The organism is Psychrobacter piscatorii (assembly GCF_043641605.1).
Lineage (GTDB): Bacteria > Pseudomonadota > Gammaproteobacteria > Pseudomonadales > Moraxellaceae > Psychrobacter > Psychrobacter piscatorii_C.
Map to the genome: position 1 here is coordinate 156,454 of NZ_JBHZRK010000006.1, position 22,450 is coordinate 178,903.

At 42.8% G+C, this 22,450-nt stretch carries 24 protein-coding genes; 17 read left to right on the plus strand and 7 right to left on the minus strand.

All coding sequences use genetic code 11. From position 1 onward, the window contains the following. Positions 1-84: 84 nt before the first annotated feature. Positions 85-1,326, minus strand: a complete 1,242-nt coding sequence (locus ACHUET_RS07690; protein ID WP_394211902.1) for an amidohydrolase family protein — start codon at positions 1,324-1,326, stop codon at positions 85-87. A 426-nt stretch (positions 1,327-1,752) separates the two neighbouring features. Here ACHUET_RS07690 and ACHUET_RS07695 point away from each other — a divergent pair, with 426 nt between their 5' ends. The 4 genes from ACHUET_RS07695 (at position 1,753) to ACHUET_RS07710 (ending at position 3,976) form a co-directional block, all read left to right on the plus strand. Continuing rightward, positions 1,753-2,112 (plus strand): hypothetical protein, encoded by a 360-nt coding sequence (locus ACHUET_RS07695; RefSeq protein ID WP_201597971.1) that lies wholly within the window; start codon positions 1,753-1,755, stop codon positions 2,110-2,112. 184 nt (positions 2,113-2,296) lie between these two features. Beyond that, complete coding sequence (locus tag ACHUET_RS07700; protein WP_394211904.1) at positions 2,297-3,025, plus strand: BLUF domain-containing protein; 729 nt, start codon at positions 2,297-2,299, stop codon at positions 3,023-3,025. A gap of 4 nt (positions 3,026-3,029) precedes the next feature. After that, positions 3,030-3,563, plus strand: coding sequence for a GTP-binding protein (locus ACHUET_RS07705; RefSeq protein ID WP_201597974.1), 534 nt, complete (start codon positions 3,030-3,032; stop codon positions 3,561-3,563). A gap of 8 nt (positions 3,564-3,571) precedes the next feature. Next, a complete protein-coding gene (locus ACHUET_RS07710) occupies positions 3,572-3,976 on the plus strand; it encodes a roadblock/LC7 domain-containing protein (protein ID WP_394211907.1) in 405 nt (134 codons plus the stop codon). 86 nt (positions 3,977-4,062) lie between these two features. On the opposite strand, the gene ACHUET_RS07715 is transcribed toward ACHUET_RS07710, so the two are convergent. Next, complete coding sequence (locus tag ACHUET_RS07715; RefSeq protein ID WP_238037848.1) at positions 4,063-4,968, minus strand: LysR family transcriptional regulator; 906 nt, start codon at positions 4,966-4,968, stop codon at positions 4,063-4,065. 159 nt (positions 4,969-5,127) lie between these two features. Here ACHUET_RS07715 and ACHUET_RS07720 point away from each other — a divergent pair, with 159 nt between their 5' ends. The 3 genes from ACHUET_RS07720 to ACHUET_RS07730 all read left to right on the plus strand — a co-directional run bounded on the left by ACHUET_RS07720 (position 5,128) and on the right by ACHUET_RS07730 (position 7,645). Beyond that, positions 5,128-5,841, plus strand: coding sequence for a pirin family protein (locus tag ACHUET_RS07720; protein ID WP_394211947.1), 714 nt, complete (start codon positions 5,128-5,130; stop codon positions 5,839-5,841). A 30-nt stretch (positions 5,842-5,871) separates the two neighbouring features. Next, positions 5,872-6,825: a pirin family protein gene (locus ACHUET_RS07725; RefSeq protein WP_394211909.1), complete on the plus strand. Its 954-nt coding sequence runs from the start codon at positions 5,872-5,874 to the stop codon at positions 6,823-6,825. A gap of 208 nt (positions 6,826-7,033) precedes the next feature. Further along, the gene (locus ACHUET_RS07730; RefSeq protein ID WP_394211911.1) at positions 7,034-7,645 is read left to right on the plus strand and encodes a nitroreductase family protein; all 612 of its coding nucleotides are present in this window, start codon (positions 7,034-7,036) and stop codon (positions 7,643-7,645) included. Positions 7,646-7,807: 162 nt separating this feature from the next. On the opposite strand, the gene ACHUET_RS07735 is transcribed toward ACHUET_RS07730, so the two are convergent. From ACHUET_RS07735 to nadR, 3 genes are all read right to left on the minus strand, one after another. Continuing rightward, the gene (locus ACHUET_RS07735; protein ID WP_071003023.1) at positions 7,808-8,242 is read right to left on the minus strand and encodes an Mpo1 family 2-hydroxy fatty acid dioxygenase; all 435 of its coding nucleotides are present in this window, start codon (positions 8,240-8,242) and stop codon (positions 7,808-7,810) included. Positions 8,243-8,454: 212 nt separating this feature from the next. Then, entirely contained in the window at positions 8,455-9,186 is a 732-nt protein-coding gene (gene pnuC / locus ACHUET_RS07740; RefSeq protein ID WP_394211914.1) for a nicotinamide riboside transporter PnuC, read from the minus strand. Between the two features lie 101 nt (positions 9,187-9,287). Next, positions 9,288-10,346 (minus strand): multifunctional transcriptional regulator/nicotinamide-nucleotide adenylyltransferase/ribosylnicotinamide kinase NadR, encoded by a 1,059-nt coding sequence (gene nadR, locus ACHUET_RS07745; protein ID WP_394211915.1) that lies wholly within the window; start codon positions 10,344-10,346, stop codon positions 9,288-9,290. Positions 10,347-10,928: 582 nt separating this feature from the next. Between nadR and ACHUET_RS07750 the strand changes: the two genes are divergently transcribed. The 4 genes from ACHUET_RS07750 to ACHUET_RS07765 all read left to right on the plus strand — a co-directional run bounded on the left by ACHUET_RS07750 (position 10,929) and on the right by ACHUET_RS07765 (position 15,231). After that, a complete protein-coding gene (locus ACHUET_RS07750; protein WP_201597988.1) occupies positions 10,929-11,141 on the plus strand; it encodes a PspC domain-containing protein in 213 nt (70 codons plus the stop codon). 451 nt (positions 11,142-11,592) lie between these two features. After that, positions 11,593-12,582, plus strand: a complete 990-nt coding sequence (glyQ, locus tag ACHUET_RS07755; protein ID WP_394211949.1) for a glycine--tRNA ligase subunit alpha — start codon at positions 11,593-11,595, stop codon at positions 12,580-12,582. Positions 12,583-12,591: 9 nt separating this feature from the next. After that, the gene (gene glyS, locus ACHUET_RS07760) at positions 12,592-14,685 is read left to right on the plus strand and encodes a glycine--tRNA ligase subunit beta (RefSeq protein WP_394211918.1); all 2,094 of its coding nucleotides are present in this window, start codon (positions 12,592-12,594) and stop codon (positions 14,683-14,685) included. Between the two features lie 249 nt (positions 14,686-14,934). Next, on the plus strand, positions 14,935-15,231 hold the full coding sequence (locus ACHUET_RS07765) for a hypothetical protein (RefSeq protein WP_394211920.1): 297 nt from the start codon (positions 14,935-14,937) through the stop codon (positions 15,229-15,231). Between the two features lie 147 nt (positions 15,232-15,378). Here the strand turns inward: ACHUET_RS07765 and ACHUET_RS07770 are convergent, their stop codons facing one another. After that, positions 15,379-15,825, minus strand: coding sequence for a cell division protein ZapA (locus ACHUET_RS07770; RefSeq protein WP_394211922.1), 447 nt, complete (start codon positions 15,823-15,825; stop codon positions 15,379-15,381). A 107-nt stretch (positions 15,826-15,932) separates the two neighbouring features. Beyond that, positions 15,933-16,373 (minus strand): hypothetical protein, encoded by a 441-nt coding sequence (locus ACHUET_RS07775; RefSeq protein WP_201597993.1) that lies wholly within the window; start codon positions 16,371-16,373, stop codon positions 15,933-15,935. Between the two features lie 211 nt (positions 16,374-16,584). On the opposite strand from ACHUET_RS07775, the gene ACHUET_RS07780 reads away from it, so the two are divergent. From ACHUET_RS07780 to ACHUET_RS07805, 6 genes are all read left to right on the plus strand, one after another. Beyond that, positions 16,585-17,238 (plus strand): UPF0149 family protein, encoded by a 654-nt coding sequence (locus tag ACHUET_RS07780; RefSeq protein WP_201597994.1) that lies wholly within the window; start codon positions 16,585-16,587, stop codon positions 17,236-17,238. 59 nt (positions 17,239-17,297) lie between these two features. Beyond that, on the plus strand, positions 17,298-17,780 hold the full coding sequence (locus tag ACHUET_RS07785) for a deaminase (protein ID WP_394211925.1): 483 nt from the start codon (positions 17,298-17,300) through the stop codon (positions 17,778-17,780). 136 nt (positions 17,781-17,916) lie between these two features. Then, a complete protein-coding gene (gene argE, locus ACHUET_RS07790) occupies positions 17,917-19,176 on the plus strand; it encodes an acetylornithine deacetylase (protein WP_394211927.1) in 1,260 nt (419 codons plus the stop codon). Positions 19,177-19,312: 136 nt separating this feature from the next. Next, positions 19,313-20,041 (plus strand): LysE family translocator, encoded by a 729-nt coding sequence (locus ACHUET_RS07795; protein ID WP_394211929.1) that lies wholly within the window; start codon positions 19,313-19,315, stop codon positions 20,039-20,041. A 763-nt stretch (positions 20,042-20,804) separates the two neighbouring features. Then, entirely contained in the window at positions 20,805-22,019 is a 1,215-nt protein-coding gene (locus tag ACHUET_RS07800) for an RtcB family protein (protein ID WP_394211931.1), read from the plus strand. A gap of 132 nt (positions 22,020-22,151) precedes the next feature. Continuing rightward, on the plus strand, positions 22,152-22,388 hold the full coding sequence (locus ACHUET_RS07805; protein WP_394211933.1) for a hypothetical protein: 237 nt from the start codon (positions 22,152-22,154) through the stop codon (positions 22,386-22,388). The last annotated feature ends 62 nt before the right edge of the window (positions 22,389-22,450 follow it).

The following is a 22,450-nucleotide window of genomic DNA, read 5'->3' on the forward strand; positions in this document are numbered from 1 at the left end:
ATTAATAAAAATTTTTAGACATGTGGCGCTTTGATAGATTCAGTCGTTCAATTAATTGAATATCCCCAAGTGATATCGTTTATATCATTCAAAACAAATGCGAGCGGCGTCATTACAGAATGTTTGCTTACCATTTTTAAAGCCTGCCAATGCTTGAGCGTTGGTTCTAATGGTCTCTACCGCATCTTTTGCTTCTAGTATCACGAACGTCGCTGGTGCTCCTACTGCTATCTCTGTCTGCTTTGAGAGTAGCTGAGCTGCATTCTTGGTAATCATGTTGAACACATCTGCTATCTGCTTATCTTTTGCCAACTGTGCGATATTGGCGTACATATTCGCCATTCTGACCAATGAGGCATCGCCATAAGGTGTGAAAGCATTCAAAATATTATTACTAGAGAGGGTCGTATTGATACCCATCTCTAAAATCTCATTAGCATTCACCATGCCTCTAGGAATTAGCAAATCATAATCCCGCCCATTCAAAAATATATCGGTAGAAGGTAAAACAGTCAAAGTAATATCAGCGAGTTTCAATAACGCTGCCATCTCTGTGCGCTTGTCTTTGTCCATTGCAGACAGTTTGGTCACATGGCCGATAGACACACGGCCTTGGTAATGGCGCTTGATGGTTTCTTCAACCAGTTTTGGAATACTGGAGTTTTTTGGATCCAAATCAAAATCGAGATGAAAATCAACATCGACGTCAAATTGTTCTGCCAAATCAAACACCATCTCGATATGTTTGTCAGGGTTATCATCTTTATAAGGACAACCGCCAACTAAATCAGCGCCTTGCGACAATGCGAGTTTTAATAGCTCATAGGTATGTGGCGCATTGGTTAATCCTGATTGGGCAAAAGCACAAATCTCTATATCGATGGCAAATGCGTACTTATCCTGCGCTTTTTTTATTGCATTAAACGCCCGCATTTCTGTCTTTGAATCGGTTTCGACAAAACTACGTAGACCAACCGTGCCTTTTTTGATGGCCATTTCAATAACTTTTGATGCGCGCTCAAACACATCTGCTTCCGTAAAATCTGCTTTTGCCTTGCTGGTTTCTTCAACGGCTTCGTCTAAATCGCCTTGCTCTATCGTGCAACGATTTAGGATGCAGGCTTTATCAAGATGAATGTGACTCTCAAAAAATCCTGAGCAGACAAAATTGCCTTTAGCATCAAAAATAGCGGTTGGCTCATTGTCATTATTTTTAGATGCCTCCGAGATGTTGTCAATACTCTCAATATGAGAGCCATTTATACTGATATTGACCAAATTTTCTCGATTGGCCAATCGGGCATTTTTTATGAGTAAATCTGACATTATGTTTCTCTTATTGTTTGATGAGGTCGGCGAAAAAATCTATTAAATTCAAAGTTAAAGATGTAATTTTTACGCTTTAAAATAGAATGATTATTGATTGGTATGGTTTTTCCTACTCAGCGGTCGTTATTTGTTCTTGAGTGGTTAGGTACAAATGTGCTCTGAGTCGCGATATAGCATATAATAATTGATATGGGATGACGGCTTTGTTTACGAGCACGCTATAGTTCCTGTACCTAAAAATACACTTAAATGTCTGTATTGAATTATCATCATCTTCTTCAATATAAATGAAAAAATTTAAGTTTAGCTAATGATTAGGTAAGTAGTGAATAAGTATCATGCAGTTTATTACGATTGAATTGCACAAGCGTTTTCAAGAGAAATTATCTCATCTACACACAAACAAATGGATAGGAAAAAAGTATGTCAAATATTAATGAGTCTTTGAAAGAATTAATGGATCTTGATGGTGCTATGGGTGCCTGTATCGTTGATTACATGTCAGGTATGGTACTAGGCATGATTGGTGGCGGTGTTGATTTAGAGCTGGCTGCTGCCGGTAACTCGCAAGTCGTAAAAGCAAAAGTAGCAACGATGAAATCACTAGACATCAAAGGTGAAATCGAAGATATGTTGATCACACTAGAGTCTCAGCTGCACATCATTCGCCCGACAGCCAGTCATGAAGATTTATTTATTTACCTAGTACTTGATAAATCAAAAGCGAACCTTGCATTGGCACGCCGTAAAGTACAATCAATTGAAAGCAAATTAGAAATATAATTTGGCTAACATCAATCAAGCCGTCGTCGGTTTGTTGAGTCCTGCTTATTGCTGATAGCGTGTTGAACATTATCAGCAATAGAGCCAAATTCGTTATATGCGTACGGTGTATAACGAATTATTATTTTATACATGGTTATAAAGAATTCATTGAGTTTTGGATGTTCTATCAAATGGTGACAAAATGAAATGTGTTGCATATGTCAGCAGAGCGCCTATCAAAGATCGCAGTGTTCGTATGCCTGCTGGATTATCAGATATTGTCAGAGTCTCTAGCAAGCATAATCCAGAGTTACAAATCACTGGTATCATATCCTATCGCGAAGGGCAGTACCTTCAAGTGCTTGAAGGTCCTTATGCTGCAGTAGATAAGTTGATGGCCAAGATAGCATCTGATCCTAGACATGAAGATATTTGGGTTTTTCTCGAAAAAAATGTGACAGAGCGTAGCTTTAATAATTGGGGCGTCAGCGTATTTGACTTTGTAGATAAAGGCACTTTTTTTGATACTTTTATTGAAAAAAATAGTGCGGTTTTAAATAGTTTTGATGAACTACAAACCAAGCGTATTCAGCCTTTCTTTGACACAAAAAAATCTAATAACGCGTCAAAAAAGGACTATAAAGGCAAAAGTCTTAAGTTATTGGCTTGGCCTGACTTAAATCATGAAAGTAACCCTCAAATGATTATGGATTTGTGTGTTAAATTGACTAAGAAACCGTATCCATTTGATGCGTTAGTAGATAGTGGTGAGTTTGGCTCACTTGATCAAGTCACAAAAATGATAGTAGGATTTGAGCAATCAGGTATACTAAATGTGACAGATGCACAGCCATTAGATGAGCAAAAGGTTAGTGAAAAAAAGCCTAACAAATTTTACGGTGCGATCAAAAAATTCTTAGGAATGAGGTAAAAAATTGAATTATCAAAAGCTAGCTATCATTGGTGAAGTGGGCGCCGGAAAAACTCGAATGGTTAAGACGTTGAGTGAGATAAGTCCTTTCGAGACAGAAGCAAAATCTAGTATCGATATTGGTAAAGAGTACACCACCGTCGGTATTGATTATGGAAGAATCACCCTGTCTGATGATATGGCATTAGGTATCTATGGGGTTCCAGGTCAAGAGCGTTTTTCGTTTTTGTGGGAATTCGTCAATCACTCCTTGTGGGGTTTGCTGATCTTGATCAAGCATGGCGAGACGCCTGATTATGCTAACTTAGATAAATTGCTACATTTTTTTGCACCAGCAGAAAAGCAGACGACTTGTATTATTGGTATTACCCATTGCGAAGATGCTGATAAACAAAGCTTGGCAGCGCTCGGACAAGAAATCAGAGTCATGCTGATGGAGCACGACATAGTGGCTCCAGTAATCAATACAGATCCTAGAAATAAAGAGTCCGCCGTGTCTCTATTATCATTATTTAATACCCTGAACAATCAAGGTTAATGTTAGATATGACTACACAAAACGAAAAATCACCAGCGAAAATAGCACTTTTGGGTCACATGAAAGCCTTGTGTGAAGCCAATAGAGAAATCATATTGGTCAGCTTATGCACCACAGATGGTTTTCCTATCAGCTGCTTTTCGATCAAAGAGTTGAGCAACCAATCCGATAAGTTTGCGGCGATGAGTAGTACGCTATCAGCGCTCAGCGACTCATCAGCTACCCAGATGAAACAAGGTAAGTGCGATATCACGATCGTTGAAGCCACGTCTGGAAACATGCTATTTGTCAAAACGGACTATATCGGCAAGCCATGTGTATTGACCGTTGTGGCACAAGACAAGATGGCATTAGCAGAAGCAAGATATAAGACTAAGAAGCTGATTGGTGAAATCTCAGCGATTACTGAGTAAATTGAAGTTATTGATAGTAGAGCGCTTCGTAGAATAACTACGGCGCTATACTTTGTAAAAGATTAACCTTGCTCAAACAAATCCTATCAAAAATCATCCCAATAGGGATGATCACCAAAGCGCTCGGCAATGAAGTCAATCAAATAACGACAACGCTGCGATAAAAACCGATTTTTTGGATAGACGGCATACGCGTTTAGTATTGGCAATTGATACTGCTGCAAAATCGGTACAAGCTCGCCACGCGCCAGTTTTTTATAAGCGATAAAAGTTGGAATGACGGTAATGCCATGTCCTTTTACTGCCAAATCCGTTAAAAACTCACCATTGGTGGCTTTAATTTTGGCGTTCATCGCGTGATAATGCTTTTTTCCTTGTGCATCAATCAGTTCTATGCTGTTTGTTTGACCAAGACTGTATTGCAAAAACTCATGCCCCTCCAAATCTTCTAATGTATCAGGTGTGCCCATTCTTTTTAAATAGTCGGGGCTGGCGCAGATGACGCAACGAATCCGTGCCAGCGGCTTTGCTTGATAACTAGAATCTCGTAGCTCTCTGATTCGAATAGCCAGCTCATATCCTTCTTCAATCAAATCAACATGCCGATCAGAAAAATCCAACTCAAACTTTAGGTTTGGGTGCTGATTGGCGTATTCATCAATCACATCAGTCAGATGCATAAGACCAAACGACAATGGCGCTGTCATCTTTAGCGTACCCCCAATGCGCGTTGGCGTGTCACTGGTAGTCTCGTTCAAGGCATCAACCGCGTTTAAGATACTGTTGACCTGCTGATAATACTGCTCACCTGCTTGTGTCAAGTGAGAGTGGCGCGTCGTACGGCTGATCAGCTGAGTGCCTAGGCGCGTCTCCAAGTCTTTTAGGCGGCGGCTGACGGCTGACTTTGCAATATTTAATTGCTCGGCAGCTTTAGTGATACTGCCTGCCTCGACAATACGTACAAACATCGCCATGTCTTCTAATTGTCCCATTATCGATGCCTCATGATTGTTCTTATAAAAAGAATAGTTATTTGCATTTATGTCTGTTTATCTCTGTATAGTCAACAATTATAATAGATACATTGTTCAATCACGTAAATTAATAACAAATATATAGATGATAAACGTGTTGATAATTAAGGATAAATGATGAAAACGATCTATCATGCAGCAGACTCCCGCGGTAATGCCAACCATGGCTGGCTCAAAAGCCGTCATACCTTTAGCTTTGCCAATTACTATAATCCTGAGCGTATGGGCTTTGGGGTGTTACGTGTCATTAATGATGATTTTGTCATTGGTGGTCAAGGGTTTGGCAACCACTCGCACCGTGATATGGAAATTATCAGCATTCCTTTAGCTGGCAAACTGGCGCATGGCGATAGCATCGGCAATGAGGGCATGATTGAGACAGGTGAGATCCAAGTCATGTCAGCGGGCACAGGCATCACTCATAGTGAAATGAATGGCAGTCGTGAAGAAGCCGTAAGGTTTTTACAAATCTGGGTCATGCCAAATAAAATGAACGTTGCTCCTCGCTATCAGCAAGTGCACATGGGGACCATCATGACACCCAATGAATTCAATCAGGTGCTATCACCAAATGCGGATGATGCAGGGGTTTGGATTCATCAAGATGCTTGGTTCAGTATGGGAGAGTTTGATGAAGGCGTGACGCAGACCTATCAGCTAAACAATCCTAATAATGGTGCTTATATTTTTGTTATCAGTGGCAAAGTCGTTGTAAACGGTAACATTTTGGCTACTCGAGATGGCCTTGGGGTTTGGGATACTAAGCACTTCACTATGGAAGCGGAAGAGGCTGCAAAAGTATTGGTGATGGAAGTACCGCTTTCTTTGTAGATAAATAGGACATATACCAAGAGGTGTCACATGACAATTAGAACTCTAGAGCCACGAATGACTGAGGTTGGCGGTGTGCCTATTGCTCGATTATTGCCTAACAAAGGCAAACAGCCCATTGGCGCGTGGTGCTTTTTGGATCATGCAGGGCCAGCTGAGTTTGCTCAAGATGATTTAGGTGTGCAAGTTGGGCGCCATCCGCATACCAATCTACAGACGTTTAGTTGGATGATTGATGGTGAGATTTTACACAAAGACAGCTTGGGTAGCGCGCAAGTCATTGCCAAAAACCAAGTCAACCTCATGACAGCAGGTACTGGGCTGACACAAGGTATCAGCCATACAGAGCAAAGCGTTTTTTTGGACAGTGCTGACTCAGATGCTGCTCACTCAAGCGCTGCTCATCGCCACATCAATATGATACAGCTATGGATTGCTTTGCCCACTAATCAGCAGGTCGAACGCAGTTTTCACCATTACCCAGAGCTGCCAACATGGACTGAAGGCAATGTTGAGCTGATTTTGACCACGGGCAGTTATCAATCAGTATCTGGCAAGCTTTATCAAGCACCAACGCTACAATACTCTAAGCTGGTCGGAATTGATGTGCATTTTTTAGAAGATGGAGATATCACGCTAAATTTGGAGTCAAGCTTTGAGTATGGCATTTTGGTCGTCGCCGGAGAGCTGGAGTCTGAAGGTCAGGTATACAAAAAAGACCAATTATTGCGTTTTCATCGTATTGACGTGACTAACGATACAACGATAACGCTGGTCGCCAAGAAGGGTACACGTTTGATGTTCATTGGTGGTGAGCCTCTAAGCAACCAAGTACTACTGTGGTGGAATTTTGTCGCTGACAATAAAGAAGAGCTCAAGCAATCGGTCATTGATTGGAACAATGGTCATGAGCGTTTTGGTGAAGTGGATTCTAATATGCAGCGTCTGGTGGCGCCAGAAGTACCCAAAGGTTTAAAAGGTTAACCACTCATACGCAAAATTTATTAACCTATTTTTCAAAGATAATTATCATCGTTAAGTTTTTTTTACAAAAATTACATGGGGTTTCAGGTAAATTGTTCCGATAATAGCCCACATAAATAAACTATTTTATAACGACTTGTTGATCACAAGATCGACAATGTCTATCAACCCAGAGCAAATAATTCCTACAACAATATGGAGAAGTACCATGTCAGAACTAAAAGACTTACAGCAATTAGCAGAGAAACGCCGTACTATTTATGCACTAAGCGACCAGTTGCCAGTATCTAACGATGAAGTCGTAAAGGTAGTTGAGCATGCTGTCTTGCATACCCCATCATCGTTTAACTCGCAATCAACGCGTGTCGTTGTGTTATTCGGTGATGATCATCACAAACTATGGGATATGACTGAAGACGCACTACGTGCAATCGTTGGTGATGAAGAAGCATTTAAGTCAACTAAAGACAAAATTGCTGGTTTTAGAGCGGGTGCTGGTACGGTATTGTTCTTTGAAGATAAAGCAGTGGTGAGAGGCATGCAAGAAGCGGCGCCTTTATATGCAGACAACTTCCCAATTTGGGCAACTCAGACCAACGCAATGCATCAGTACGTCATCTGGACGGCACTAGCAAGCATTGATGTCGGTGCAAACTTGCAACACTACAATCCAGTAATCGATCAGAAAGTCGCGAGTACTTGGAACATCGATGCAGATTGGGAGCTAAAAGCGCAAATGGTATTTGGTAAGATTGAGCAGCCAGCAGGCGACAAAGAATTCAAGCCACTTGATGAGCGTATGAAAGTGTTTGGTGCTTAAGATAAGCAGCCTATTGTTTTATTTAGGAAGTATCCTAAATAAAACATATGCCACATAAAAAACGCCACCCAATCATTGGATGGCGTTTTTTTATGAATAATAAAAATTAAAGACAGTACAGCCACACTGAATGTTTGCAGAACTGATGCGACAATTTAATGATTATTTACGTTGCATCAAACTGTTGGCGACCCACGCTGGACCGATTAACAAAAACTGTAAATCTTCAAAAAACGAGGGTTTTTTGCCTTCGATTTTATGACCAATGAACTGACCAATCCAAGCAACGACAAATACTGCCGCCCACGCTTTGAATCCCCATGGCATAGCCGCCATAACCGACAGACAAATCAGAATAAACAGCCCCATTGCCAAAAATAGCGGCGTAGATAAGCGTATATAAAACAGTAATACCAACGCGCTCAGTACGAGAGTAAACCACACAGACAGCGACATTCCCATGCCCAGCAGGCTAACAAAAATCGTTGGGACACATAGCCAATGGATCTTTTTGTTGATTAAGTTTTGGTGACTGACCGCGTACTCACTGAGCCACTGCTCAAGCGTGCGTTTGGACATTTTGGGTTGACGAGACATACTAACCTCCTTGTTAGTAAATGAAATAAGACACTGACATGCACTATCAATTTAAATATCAACACGCGCAATTAGTACCAGTTGTAGCACTAATTGCGCGTGTCTACCATTTTATCTGATAGACGGTACAGTCAATTTCGCTCGTATTACTAACGCGATATTAGTAAGACTTATCTCAATATCTCAAACGCTTTTTTCTACAGATGTTGCCATTAACCTCGTTCGCTGCGGTGCCATTCATAGAGACCGACAAAGGCGTTTACTTGATAAACCATGGTTTGAATCGCAAAAATATAGTTACCAGACATGAGATTGACGATCAGCCACACAAAATTGACGATAATCCATAACCACCAGTTAAAGGAATAACGTAGAATCATGGCGGCTTGCGCGGTAATAGAAAGTACAAAGGCAATGACGTTGATCCAAAAGAAAGAGATGAATCCCAAAAACAGACTATTATCATCTTCTACGACTGCATAACCGTAGCTTGCCAGTAGATTATTGACGGTTGGGAAAAGGGCAAGACCAACGATGATAAATGCAGCAGTGATTAACCAAACGGCTTTGCTCGCTGATTTTGGTATCATGTCGCCATCAGGGTCGGTGTGTTTTGACCAGTAAAAGATGCCATACACATGAGTGAAAAAGTTAAATAGAGGCGCGAGCATCAGACCCACTGCGCCAGACGTTGCTTGTACAATGACCTCCCCTGCGGTTGCGCCCATACCAAAGCCATTGCCCATGACGTTTTTGCGAAATGACAGCGAGACGACGCAAACCAAGCCAATAAATGAGACAGCCAAGTAAAACCAATCAAGCGTAGTGTGATCTGTAGTGAGCCAAAAACCGGCGGACAGAGCAATCACACCGCAAATAAACCAAATGACAATCCATTGCATCGACCATTTTCCGGTGATGTTGTCCAATAGCTGAATACGCATAACTTTTTCCTCTAAAATTGACACTGATTTCAATATGAGGCTAACGGCACTGCGTTAGCTGAATAAATTATTATTATAAATAGGGGGCTTATTGGTATAGCTTATGATGTTTTGCCATAGATGTGCTGATCGATAAATAACAACGCTTGCTGATAGCGAGCATCGTAATCCGGCTGGTCAATCATATGCGGCATGATGTCGTGACGCGCAAAAATGTCTAGTAGGCGCTGCTCAAACCGTCCACGTGCTTCAGGCGTACCTAAAGAGCGCATGCCGTCATCAACCCATGGCGTATTGTTATCTAGCATGATGGTATGGTCTAAGCGAAACTCATCAACGCAAGCAGCGACAAAAGGATGGGTGCGACCTTCGTACTCTTCACAAAATGCTTGCGTGGTCACAAAATCCGTATCAACGATCGTGATCGGTGCAGTTGCATTGGCTTTAGCATCGCGTATCGCTTGCGCATGGTTGAGGCAAATAGGGCCGTAATCGCTGTACTGTAGTCCAACCTCGCTACCGCCCAAATCTGTGCCCACATATATACGCCCCATCTCCAGCGCAAAGCTGGCGCCATAATAATTGGCAAGCTTATGCACCAATGTTGTCTTGCCAGAGCTTTCACCGCCGACGATAGCTACGGTCTTAGTATAATCAACGCGGGCCTCTGGATGAATCGCTGACCAATGGGCGACTGGATTACTAGCAATGGCGTACGAATCAAACTCAGGCTGTAGCGCTGTTGTGACCACTTGTAGGATAAGTTGCTCCTGTACATCACTCTGCGTCAGTGGGTGGTTTTCCGCCATAAACAATACTGTCTCTGCAGGGAGTGCTAGTGCCTCTATCAAGCGCTGCAACTTAGCATTACTAGTCGCCACATCGATCCTGACATCCTCACTGCTATCATAAAGATGCTCATGAAGCGGCAACTCGATCTCATTAGTGGTATGAATATGAACAAATGGCAAATCCGCACAGGCCATCTGTAGCCAACGCGCTTTGTCTTGTAAGGTGATCGTAAAATCTGGATGCGGTGATGGATGCGCCATAATGACGATATGCAGGTTCTTTGCTTGTCCTGCTGCTTCTAATATGCTGCGCATTTGCCCCAAATGTAAGGGCTCAAAGTGTCCAATCATCAATCCGTTGTCGTACATAGCCATCCTTATTTTGTTTTAGGCTTATATTTGTTTCAGATTTAAGGATAAATCCTTTAAAACCTGAGTTACTTATCAGCATGGTATAAAGGTTTTGGAGGATTTACAGGTAGGTTATTGTAAATCTGACTTATATTTGACTCTTATGCAGATTCTTAACTTTTTCATCATCGGTTTTTGTGTGAATCTAAAAATAAAAAGCGAGTGGTGATTTTTTGACAGTTGAAGGTTTGAGTGGTCATTATTACTATCAAATATTTAGCAAAACGCCGCTTATCTCTTTGATTCATTTAGAAAATAATAAGATATATAAGTAGATGAAGTAAGGTTTTAGCAACAAAGTGGATTCTGAAACATTTTGAAATAACTATTTAAAATCAGGGGCTTGCGTGGTGGTATGACAGGTTAGGGCAAGCTTACGTATCATAAACTCACAAAGTACGTCTATACCTTCAACAGATAAATTTTCAAGAATTGATATACTTATTTGTAAGTTGGCAAGGCAAGGTAACCTTGAGACTAAAAAAGTAAGACAAGAAGAAAAAATACATTATAAAAATAGACAATAGAGAGGTATTTAGTTTGGCTAAGTTAGCAAAATTACATCGCTCACAAAATAATCGCATGATAGCGGGCGTGATGGGCGGTATTGCAGAATATGTCGGTTGGTCACCTACGTGGGTCAGATTACTATTTGTAATTGTCTCATCACTGAGTGCTGCTGTACCGGGTATTTTGATCTATATCGTGTTATGGATAATCATGCCAAAAGCCAATAGCGATTCCTATCAATAACCAAGTTTAATATTTAGACATTAATACCGGTTAAAAGAAGTAAGTGTGTACCACAAGCAGTTGTCCAAAAAGTAGTCCCAAAAAATAAAAAGCCTGAATAATCAGGATGCCCAAGATACAATTTTCCTCCTGCCCGAATGCTCACGCATTTGGGTATTTTTTTGTTTTTAGGATTAGTCGCTGGTCATATGTTTTTTACGATGATTTGGTCGTAAATCAGGGATATAGCCGCGTGTTTTTATCGACAATGCAAATTTAGTTAACGTAAATATGGATAAAATAGTCAATTTTTAGTAAGGTGAGCAGGCAAATAGCGTCGTTGCCAAATAGGTGACGAATGCTATCAGAGATTTATTTAATCATACCCATTTCACAGTGACTTACTATGAAAACCCAAACTATGACATCCGAAGCGACAACCCCGATGATACAAGACAAAGACTCTCAACCGATGACTTTTCAGGACTTAATCCTAACCCTACAGAATTATTGGGCTGACAAGGGCTGCGTGGTATTGCAACCTTACGATATGGAAGTCGGCGCGGGAACGTTTCATACCGCCACTTTTTTGCGCTCATTAGGGCCTGAGCGTTGGAACGCCGCCTACGTGCAGCCATCACGCCGTCCAACCGATGGTCGCTACGGTGACAACCCCAACCGCTTGCAGCATTATTACCAGTTCCAAGTGGTGCTAAAGCCCAATCCACCCAATATTCAAGAGCTGTATTTGGACTCACTACGCGCGATTGGTATCGATCCATTGGTGCATGATGTGCGCTTTGTCGAAGACAACTGGGAGTCACCAACGCTGGGCGCGTGGGGACTTGGCTGGGAGATCTGGTTAAACGGTATGGAAGTCACGCAGTTCACCTACTTCCAGCAAGTCGGCGGTATCGAGTGCTTCCCAGTCACTGGCGAAATTACTTACGGACTTGAGCGCTTGGCCATGTATGTACAGGGCGTCGATAGCGTTTATGATTTGGTCTGGGCAGACGGTGAGTTTGGCCGCGTTACGTATGGCGATGTCTTTCATCAAAACGAAGTCGAGCAGTCGACCTATAACTTTGAGCACGCTGATGTGCCAATGATGGGTGAGATGTTCGATTTTTATGAGCAGCAGGCCGATAAGTTAGTGGAAGCAGGATTGCCATTGCCCGCCTATGAGATGGTGTTAAAAGCCTCTCATGCGTTTAATTTACTCGACGCACGCGGTGCGATTTCGGTCACTGAGCGTCAGCGTTTTATCCTGCGTGTACGTACACTTGCGCGTAAGGTCGCGTTTGGTTATGTTGAAGCTCGTGCCAAGTTAGGCTTCCCATTGGCTGATGAGGCACACCGTGCCGAGGCTCTTGAGAAGTATTTGCCAAAAGAAGATGCGCCAGCAGAAGAAAGCTTGGCCAAACCAAGCACTGACAATAACCAACCGACGAACAAGCAATAGGAGCATCCCATGAGTACTATTCTATTTGAACTGGGGTGTGAAGAACTACCTCCAAAGAGTTTAAAACCATTACGCGATGCGCTGCAAGCCAGTGTCACTGAGCAACTGACTGATGCTGATATCACTTTTGATAGCATCAAAGCCTTCGCCGCACCGCGCCGTTTGGCGATTAAAATTGAAGGCATTAGCGACAAGCAACCTGACCGCACTGAGCAAAAACGTGGACCAGCCATCAAAGCGGCATTTGATAGCGATGGCAATCCAACGCGTGCTGCGATGGGCTTTGCCAAAGGTTTAGGCATTGAAGCGAGCGAGCTTACGACCATTAACACCGATAAAGGTGACTATGTCGGCTATGAGCAAACGATCAGTGGTCAAGCGACTACCGAGCTACTGCCGGCTATTTTTCAAACGGCGCTAGATAGCCTACCAATTGCCAAACGTATGCGTTCAGGTGCCAGTCGTAATGAGTTTGTCCGTCCAGTCCAGTGGGTAGTATTGATGCAGGATGACACTGTCATTGACGCGACTATTCAAGGGCATCAAACAGGCTCCCAAACTCGTGGCCACCGTTTCCACAGTCCTGACTATCATAATATCAATCATGCCAATGACTATGAGCAGCTACTAGATGGTCTAAAAGTCGTGGCAGATTTTGATAAGCGTCAAATGCTGATCAAAAACCAAGTTAAAGCATTGGCAGATGAAGTCAATTCTGATGCTATCGTACCGCAAGAGTTGTTGGACGAAGTCACCGCATTGGTTGATTTCCCCATTGCGCTACGAGCAAGCTTTGAGGCGCGCTTTTTACAAGTGCCGCAAGAAGCGCTTATCTCGACCATGCAAGCGGATCAGAAATATTTCTGCTTAACCGATAAAACGGGCAAATTGCAGCCGTACTTTATCTTTATCACCAATATTGAGTCTAAAGACCCCAATCAGATTATCGAAGGTAACGAAAAAGTCGTGCGTCCACGTTTGGCTGATGCCGAGTTTTTCTTTTTACAAGATCAGAAACAGCCCTTGTTTGCACTCACAGAGAGCTTAAAAACTCGCGTATTCCAAGACAAACTGGGTACGATTTGGGAGAAGTCTGAGCGTATTGCTAAGCTTGCAGCATTTATTGCCACGTTGATGCAGCAGCAAGGCCACGATATCAACGTCGATGACACCGTACGTGCGGGTATTTTATCCAAAGCAGATTTGGCCAGCTCACTCGTTGGTGAATATCCTGAATTGCAGGGTATCGCAGGTACGTATTATGCGCGTTTAAATGAGGAGCCTGAAGCAGTTGCGGCAAGTTTAGAGGAGCAATATCTGCCCAAGTTCAGTGGTGATGTCTTACCACAGACACCAGTTGGTATTTGCCTAGCACTGGCTGATCGCTTAGATACGCTCGTTGGTATTTTTGCTATTGACCAAGCGCCAACGGGATCAAAAGATCCGTTTAGCTTACGTCGTTCTGCCATTGGTATTTTGCGTATTTTGATTGAAAAGCAGTTACCGATTAATCTGGTGGCATTGGTTGAGCAGGCGATTAAAGGATATAGTGATGCTGAAGGCAGCAAAATTGCCAAAATGGGCGATACCTTTACTCAAGTCATGGCGTTCCTAAACTCGCGCTATCGTGCGATGTATACAGAGCAGGGCGTTAGCGTTGATACGATTCAGGCCGTACAAGCGATTAACCCGCATATGCCCCTTGATTTTGATCAGCGTATTCGCGCCGTACAAGCATTTAGTGAGCTGTCACAAGCGTCAATGCTCGCTGATTCAAACAAGCGTGTTGCTAATATATTAGCCAAGTCAGAAGTGAGCGTTGCTGATACGGTTGATGAGACGCTACTGTCTGAGCCTGCTGAACAGAACTTGTATAACCATGTTCGCGAGGCACAAATGGCGGTGACGCCGCTACTTGAGCAAGCTGACTATACGCAAGTATTGCAGACACTAGCGAGCTTAGATGAGCCATTGACACAGTTCTTTGATAATGTGATGGTTAATAGCGACGATGAGGCCTTGAAAAACAACCGCCTGGCATTGCTCAAGCAGGTTCGCGCCTTGTTCTTGACTGTGGCTGATATCAGCGAGCTACAGCTATAACTGCTAGCCTTTAATCTTAGGTTTTGATATAAAAACTGGCTCAATGTAGCCAGTTTTTTGTTGCTATAGCACTTGGGTATTTGTCAGTACCATTAATGACAATCCAGCACAATCAACAATTAACCGTAAAGGCATTGTGCCATTACCATTATTGACGGTAAAATTTATGCATTAGAGCGTATTGAATCATGGTGAGCGTCATCACTCTTGTTATTTATTACGTTTATCTGTCATTGAAGGAGCACTGCCGTGTTTGCCGTTATTATTGTAATTCTTATTATCTGGGCATCAATGTGGGCGTTCTACAAGTTTATGTACCCACGTCCACCCAAAAGCATGATGCCAAAAGAGGGTGATGTCATCACGCCGCGTCAGTGTGATTTTTGTGGTAACAGTTTGGCGGAGTATCGCGGTGTCCTTGAAACCAGGCCGAATGTCGCTGCCAATAGTGATAACGCTATCGACGCCAATCAAGAATTATTCTTTTGTAATTATGAGCATCAGGCAGACTTTCACGCAGGCAAGACTTACAAACCTTATGCATAAGCAAATAGATAAAAACGATTGACCATAAAAAAGCGCTTAGCTTTAGTAGGCTAAGCGCTAATAGATTTGATGCTTTTTCATCATATCGCACACTATTAGATCATGCATGTTTTGAACGATCTGTCTGCTGAGACAACACCGCGACTATTACAAAATAGAGTGGGCGTCTTTCATGATTTTATTTAACAATGCCTGTGATTGCTTATCTTTTTGTACACGGTCTTCATCACTTCTTTGATTGGCATGGATTTTTTCGTATAAATTTAAGCAACACAGCACCAGTATGCTTTCTTGACTGAGGCTTGGTGCATCTCGCTTTAAATCAAGCGCATAGTTATTGATATAAGAGACCGCCGATAGTAGCTCTTCTTGCTCATGTACTGGACAAAAAATTGGATAAGTAACACCAGCAATCGCGATATCTACTTTTTTGATTTGTGGTTCTGGTGCTTTAGGTGTCTTGGTATTAGATTGTGCCATGGCGCTTGATATATTTGATCCTGTGGCTGTCGTTTTTTGCGCTGTTGATGGTGCATTTGGCGCTTGAGTGTTTTTTGGTTGTTTATCTATCGATTTGCTTTGGTCATCGTTCATGATACATCCTACAATGTCTGGTCAGTGAAATGAGTGATATCAGGTTTTACAAATAGCGTTGGGCGGTTTAATAAGTAGCATATTTTGCTATCTATTACAGGGACGCGCTAGCCTTCTGCTTGATCGATAAGGGTCAGGCGTTGCAATACAACTTGCGTGCGCTCGGCTGCCAATTGGTTTTTCTTTTGCAGTTCACTGTTTTGTTGTTTGATATCGCTGTATTGCTGCTTCAATTCATTATTGTGCTTTTGCAGCTCGCTATTTTGTTGTTGTAATTGGCTGATTTGTTTTTGCAGTTTGTCTTGTTCTTCACCGATCATATGATGCGCTTCTGCGAGACTCTGATAGCGCTTGTCGAGATCGTTCAGTTGCTTTTTGGCACCATCACGTTCGCTATGACTATTATCGAGCTTGGTCTTTAGAGCGGCAAATTCTTTAGAGTCGGTGACAGGATGTTGTTTGAGGCTGCTAAGTTCAGCACTGACAAGCTGATACTGTTTTTTGATGTCGAGTACCATTTTTTCTAATATTCTAAGTTGATCATACATAGTCAGTTTTTATCCTTAACAAGTAAGCGTGAATGAATTTTGTTCGCTGCATTTAATAATGCCATAGGTGACCGCATAATATCTATATCAACAAAGTAATTACAAGCACAAGGCTTTGTATTTTTACTTTTATTTATCGATGATTTGTCCCCGACATTTTATCGCGATTTTTTTATTTTATAAGTAACACTTAATCACTAGGACATCTGTTATGAATGATAATATCTCTGGCTGGAATACTTGGCTGACTGCGTTTGATGACTGGACTGACGTGTCTATCAGTGAAGTGCATGGCCTGATGACAGGGCTCATGACGGCCTGTAATGCGCCTGATGAAGCAACATGGGCAAAGGTGTTTGAAGAGCTGAGCTTTGCGCCTCTACCAGAGGCTGCATTGACCTTGTTGACAGAGGAAGCAGAAGACACCGTGTTTCAGCTAAAAGATAAAGATGATGCCTACGCCTATATGCCACTCATCCCTGATGATGAACATGATTTATACGAGCGTGTGATGGCATTGAAACAGTGGTCAAACGGCTTTATGACTGGTTTTGGTATTACTGATTGCGGTCTGACCAGTGAAGAGAATGAGATGTTATCTGATTTGGCTAAGATTGGTGCGATTCGTTTAGAGGAAGATGAAGATTTCGAAGGTGGTGAAGAGTCCTATCTATATATCTATGAGTTTGCACGTATGGTGCCAGTAAGCTTTGCCACGCGTAAACGCAAGCCTGTAAAAGACATTGCGCTGATTGCTGGACTATCTATCAATGCCAAAACTACTAAAGAGCTACAAGCAGAAGGCAGGTTACCAAAACCCATGCCGCCAGTGCTTGACGTCATGAATCAGAATAATCCATCATAAGTGATACTATTTGACAATAGCCATCGTGATTTGCGATAAAAGAACAAAGGAAGGTAAAGATGATAACCGACCGTGACATGGAATATTTGCGTCGCTGTGTTGAGCTCGCCACAGAGGCCTTAGACGCAGGTGATGAGCCGTTCGGTAGTGTGTTGGTTGATGATGAAGGTCATGTGCTATATGAGGATCGCAATCGTATCAATACAGTCGATGCCACTTATCATCCTGAAATTGCTGTCGCAAAATGGGCGGCTCAAAACATGACGGTTGATGCACGAGCCACAGCTGTGGTTTATACCTCAGGTGAGCACTGTGCTATGTGCGCGGCGGCCCATGCTTGGGCAGGTCTTGGTCGCATTGTCTATATCAGCTCATCCAAGCAACTGAGCGAATGGATGAAGGAGATGGGTGCGGAGTCTACGTCACCAGTCAGTAGTTTACCCATTCAAGCTGTTGCTCCCAACGTGCCAGTGACAGGACCTATTTCAGGTCTGGATGAAGAAGTAAGAGCTTTACAGCGGCGCTCATTCCAAAAAGGATAGCGCCTACTTATTTTATGCCATCTCGAAAACCAAAATTGCGAGTAAACGGGTGCTAGTATGTTTGATAAGCTTGGCAAGTTTAACTCAGCGAGTGGTGTATTTTGGAGTTGGCACTATATCGTAATAAGGATATTTTATGATCCAAGATATTAATAATACAGCTAATGGTAGTAACGCTAGCAATAACAACGACAGCCAGTTCGATAATACTGAGCATCCAACACAAAGCCTTGACTGGCTGACGCGCCTGATCGCCTTTGACACGGTCAGTCGACATTCCAACCTAGCACTTATTGAAGACGTGCAAGCGTACTGTGAGCAGTTAGGTTTGGCGGTAGATTTGACCTTTAACGAGGCAAAAACCAAGGCCAACTTGTTTGCGACCGTACCCGCTGGCGAAGATGCCGACCAAATCAATAACGGTTTAGTACTCTCAGGTCATACGGATGTAGTGCCAGTCGATGGTCAGGACTGGACGTCAGAGCCGTTCACCGCGACGATACGTGGTGACAAACTATATGGACGCGGTGCGTGCGATATGAAAGGTTTTATCGCGTGTGCGTTAACGATGTTGCCGCAAGCAGTACAGTTATCCAATAGCGGTCAGCTGCGTCGTCCATTGCATTTGGCACTGTCGTTCGATGAAGAGGTGGGCTGCTTGGGTGCGCCATTGATTTTGGCAGACCTAAAAGCGCGCGGTATCACCCCTGATTACTGTATCGTCGGTGAGCCGACCAATATGGCGATGGTGGTCGCGCACAAAGGTATCGCAGTATATCGTTGCCGTGTCCATGGCAAATCAGCGCATTCTTCATTGATTGCACAAGGGGTCAATGCTATTAGCTATGCAAGCAAATTGGTTGGCTATGTCGATACGCTTGCTGAAGAGCTGAGCGCTCGTGATGATAACGATACGCTATTTACCGTGCCTTATTCGACATTATCAGTAGGTACCATACACGGCGGCACAGCCACCAATATCGTGCCCAATCTGTGCGAGTTCACCTTTGACTACCGCAACCTGCCACACATGACGCAAGACGATATACTGGCGCCTATTCAAGCAAAAGTCGCTGAATTAAATGCTCAAATGCAAGCACGTGCGCCTGAGACGGGCATTGAGCTGATGCAAGAAGAGAGCGTCCCAGCAATGACGGATAATGACAGCGCTGAGCTACAGTCATTGATAGCGGCGCTGACTGGTGACGATGAGCGTCATAAAGTCGCTTACGCAACGGAAGGTGGTCAGTTTACCAATGCAGGTATCCCAACGATCATCTGCGGTCCTGGTAGCATTGAGCAGGCGCACAAAGCGGATGAATATGTTGAGTTGATCGAAATCGAACGTTGTGACGGCTTTTTGCAAAAACTATTAGACAGTTGTGCCGTCAAGTAGTCTATAAAACTGCCAAACATATGTATATAATATAAGTAAGTATAAAAAATACCGTCTTCATGGCGGTATTTCTTTTTTTGTCGATATGGCTGTCTGTATAAGAACCATTTATATATAACAAAGTAGGGGTTAGCTGATGTCTTGGCATCTGTTTGCAGTGTTTTTCGCAAGTACGTTTTTGATTTCCGCGACCCCAGGTCCCAATATGCTACTGGCATTCCAGTATGGTATGAACTATGGCGTGAAGCGCACATTATGGACGCTGGCAGGGTTAAGCCTTGGTCTATTTGTATTACTGCTATCGACATTGCTGGGGCTGGATGTGATCAGCCGTCAATCGCCTTGGCTACTCACAATTATCAAAGCGGTGGGCGCGGCATACTTGGTGTATTTGGGGATTAGTTCATGGCGTGATGCGGGCGATAGTAGCTTGATGAGCGATGCTAAAGAGTTAAGTACCGAGGTCGAGGCCGACTATGCTGCTGCTGAGGGTCAAGCTGGTACACCGCAGCCGCGCTCGCTGTCGAGTGCAGCGGTCAAGGCAAGCCCCAGTAATCTTATTCTGTTTCGTACGGGTGTTTGGGTATCCTTATCCAATCCAAAAGCCATTTTGTTCTTTGCGGCCTTTTTTCCTAAGTTTATTAACTTCAGTGCGCCGCTATGGCCGCAATATATCTTATTGACCATTGGGCTATTCATGAGTGAAACCATTTGGCAGATCGTATATACACTAGGTGGTAAAAAGCTGGCAAGCTGGCTTGATGTCGGTAATCGCTTAGCATGGCTCAATCGTGGTTGCGGCATCATATTTATCATAATTGCAGCGGCTTTGTTTGCTGAAGTAATTAATAGTTTTATGGTATAAAAAGCTATTAGTTATTATTTGAAATAATTACTCTATTAAATTATTATTCTCGGGCATTGCGTTTTTTTTGTTATTTAAAAATTAATAGTTGACAATATTTTTTAAATCGTTATCATTATTTCACTGATTTATAGTCTTGCTATAAATTTTTAATAAATCTGCTACTGTCGCCCTGACATTAGCCATAACCTATGGAGGAATCATCGTGTCCTATATAACTGTTAAGACGTTTTTAAAGATTGAATGTATGAAAAGCATGACAACAATGAAGACTTCGAAAAGGTTTGGCTAAATTTATATATAGCTATTGAGTGATATTCTAGCTATTCATATCAATGAATAGCCTCCTATATGTACTCGCTCCATCCTTCTTCTACATCTACTTTGTTAAAATAGCGATGCGATAGTGCTAAGTAGTTTCGTGTTTGCTGTTATCTGTTTATCCAACATTCTGCTGTATCTTTATTACCAAAAAATTATTCACGCTAATATTTAGCGATTGTCTACCTGTGCGCATAATTTTTACGCCCTTATTTTTGGTATGAAAGATTCTTCTTTAAAATGTCCATAATAAAGCAGCCATGAATTTTTATTGATTTTTAATTAATAAAAATATGGTTTTTTATTGCCTAAATTTTTTATTTCATATTTATTTTCTTATTAGACATTGTGTTTATTTAAGACGAATAACTGTGTCTAAAAAATATAAATAGGTAAATTAAAAAATAAATGGCTTTAAAATAAAAGAATGGAAATAAAAATAATGAGCATTCAATTAACGTTAAATAAAAGTGGCAAGCATGGCGTGCCTGTCAAAATCTACACCTCAGATGTCGAGCAAGGCGCGATGCAGCAATTACGCAACTTGGCGCAGCTGGAGTTTATACACTCGCATATTGCGGTCATGCCTGATGTACATGTGGGCAAAGGCGCAACTGTTGGTAGCGTGATTCCAACTAAGTCAGCCGTGATACCTGCGGCAGTGGGCGTGGATATTGGCTGCGGTATGAACGCGGTACGTTTGTCGCTGACGGCAAGCGATTTGCCCGATAGCTTAAAGTCACTACGCTTGGTGGTCGAGCAGCAAGTACCTGTGGGTTTTAATATGCACAAGCAAATCCAAGCAAAAAGCTCCACACTTGACCCGCTTGGCAAACGCCTAAAACCGATTACCGATAAGCATCCGGGCCTGCTCAAAATGCTTAAAGGCTTTGAGCGTACTTGGGCCAAACAGCTTGGCACGCTGGGCGGTGGCAATCATTTCATTGAGCTGTGCTTGGATGAAAACCAAGATGTCTGGGTGATGCTGCATTCTGGTAGCCGCGGTATTGGTAACTGTATCGGGCGCTATTTTATCAATCTGGCCAAAAAAGAGCGTCAATCGCGCTTTGGTCATGTGCCCGATCGTGATTTGTCTTATTTTGCCCAAGGCTCTGACAGCTTTGCTGATTATGTTGAGGCAGTCGGCTGGGCGCAGGATTACGCGCTAGAGAATCGCCGCGAGATGATGCGTTTGGTGATCAAGGCGCTGCAATCACCGCAAGCAGGGTTACCACGATTTCAGCTAACCAAAGAAGCCATTAACTGTCATCACAACTATGTCAATGAAGAGGTGCATTTTGGCGAGCAGGTTTACGTGACCCGCAAAGGCGCAATCAGTGCCTATGCCGGTGAGCTTGGCATTATCCCCGGCTCGATGGGCGCAAAATCCTTTATCGTCCGTGGCCTTGGCGCGACAGAGTCATTTTGCTCGTGCTCGCACGGCGCAGGGCGGCAAATGAGCCGCGGCAAAGCGGTGCGCGCGTTCACCATTGATGAGCTAAAAGCGCAGACCGATGGTGTCGAATGTCGCAAAGACAAAGGCGTTATCGATGAAATCCCCGGCGCGTATAAAGACATTGATGAAGTGATGGCTAATCAAAAAGACTTGGTTGAAGTGGTGCATACTTTGAAACAAGTCATGTGCATCAAAGGCTAATACCAAGCCTGCAAATTATCTTAGCGTCGTCAAACTTGCTTAATGTACTGGATGTACAATTTGCGCTTGTTTTCCTCGCTAAGATGATTTTCGGCGTTGGTATCTAAAAAGAATTAAAAAATAGGTAAACATATGAGCTTAAAACAAACCTTAAAAAAGGCCAAACAGATTGAACGGCAGTTAGAACAACAAGCTGAAGCAGGTGTACAGCAATCGCACGGCGCAGTGAAGCCGCGTAATTATTTGGCGCTTGATCCGCTGTTAAGAAAAGGCGGTATTCACGAAAAAGAAGACATCGATATCGTCCGCAAAAAACGTCGCCGTGAGACTAAGCAACAATTACGGAAGACAGATTGGTTATCAGAATAGTGATGATTAACATTCACCCACAAAAAAGCCGCTCACTATCTATCGTGAACGGCTTTTTCTAT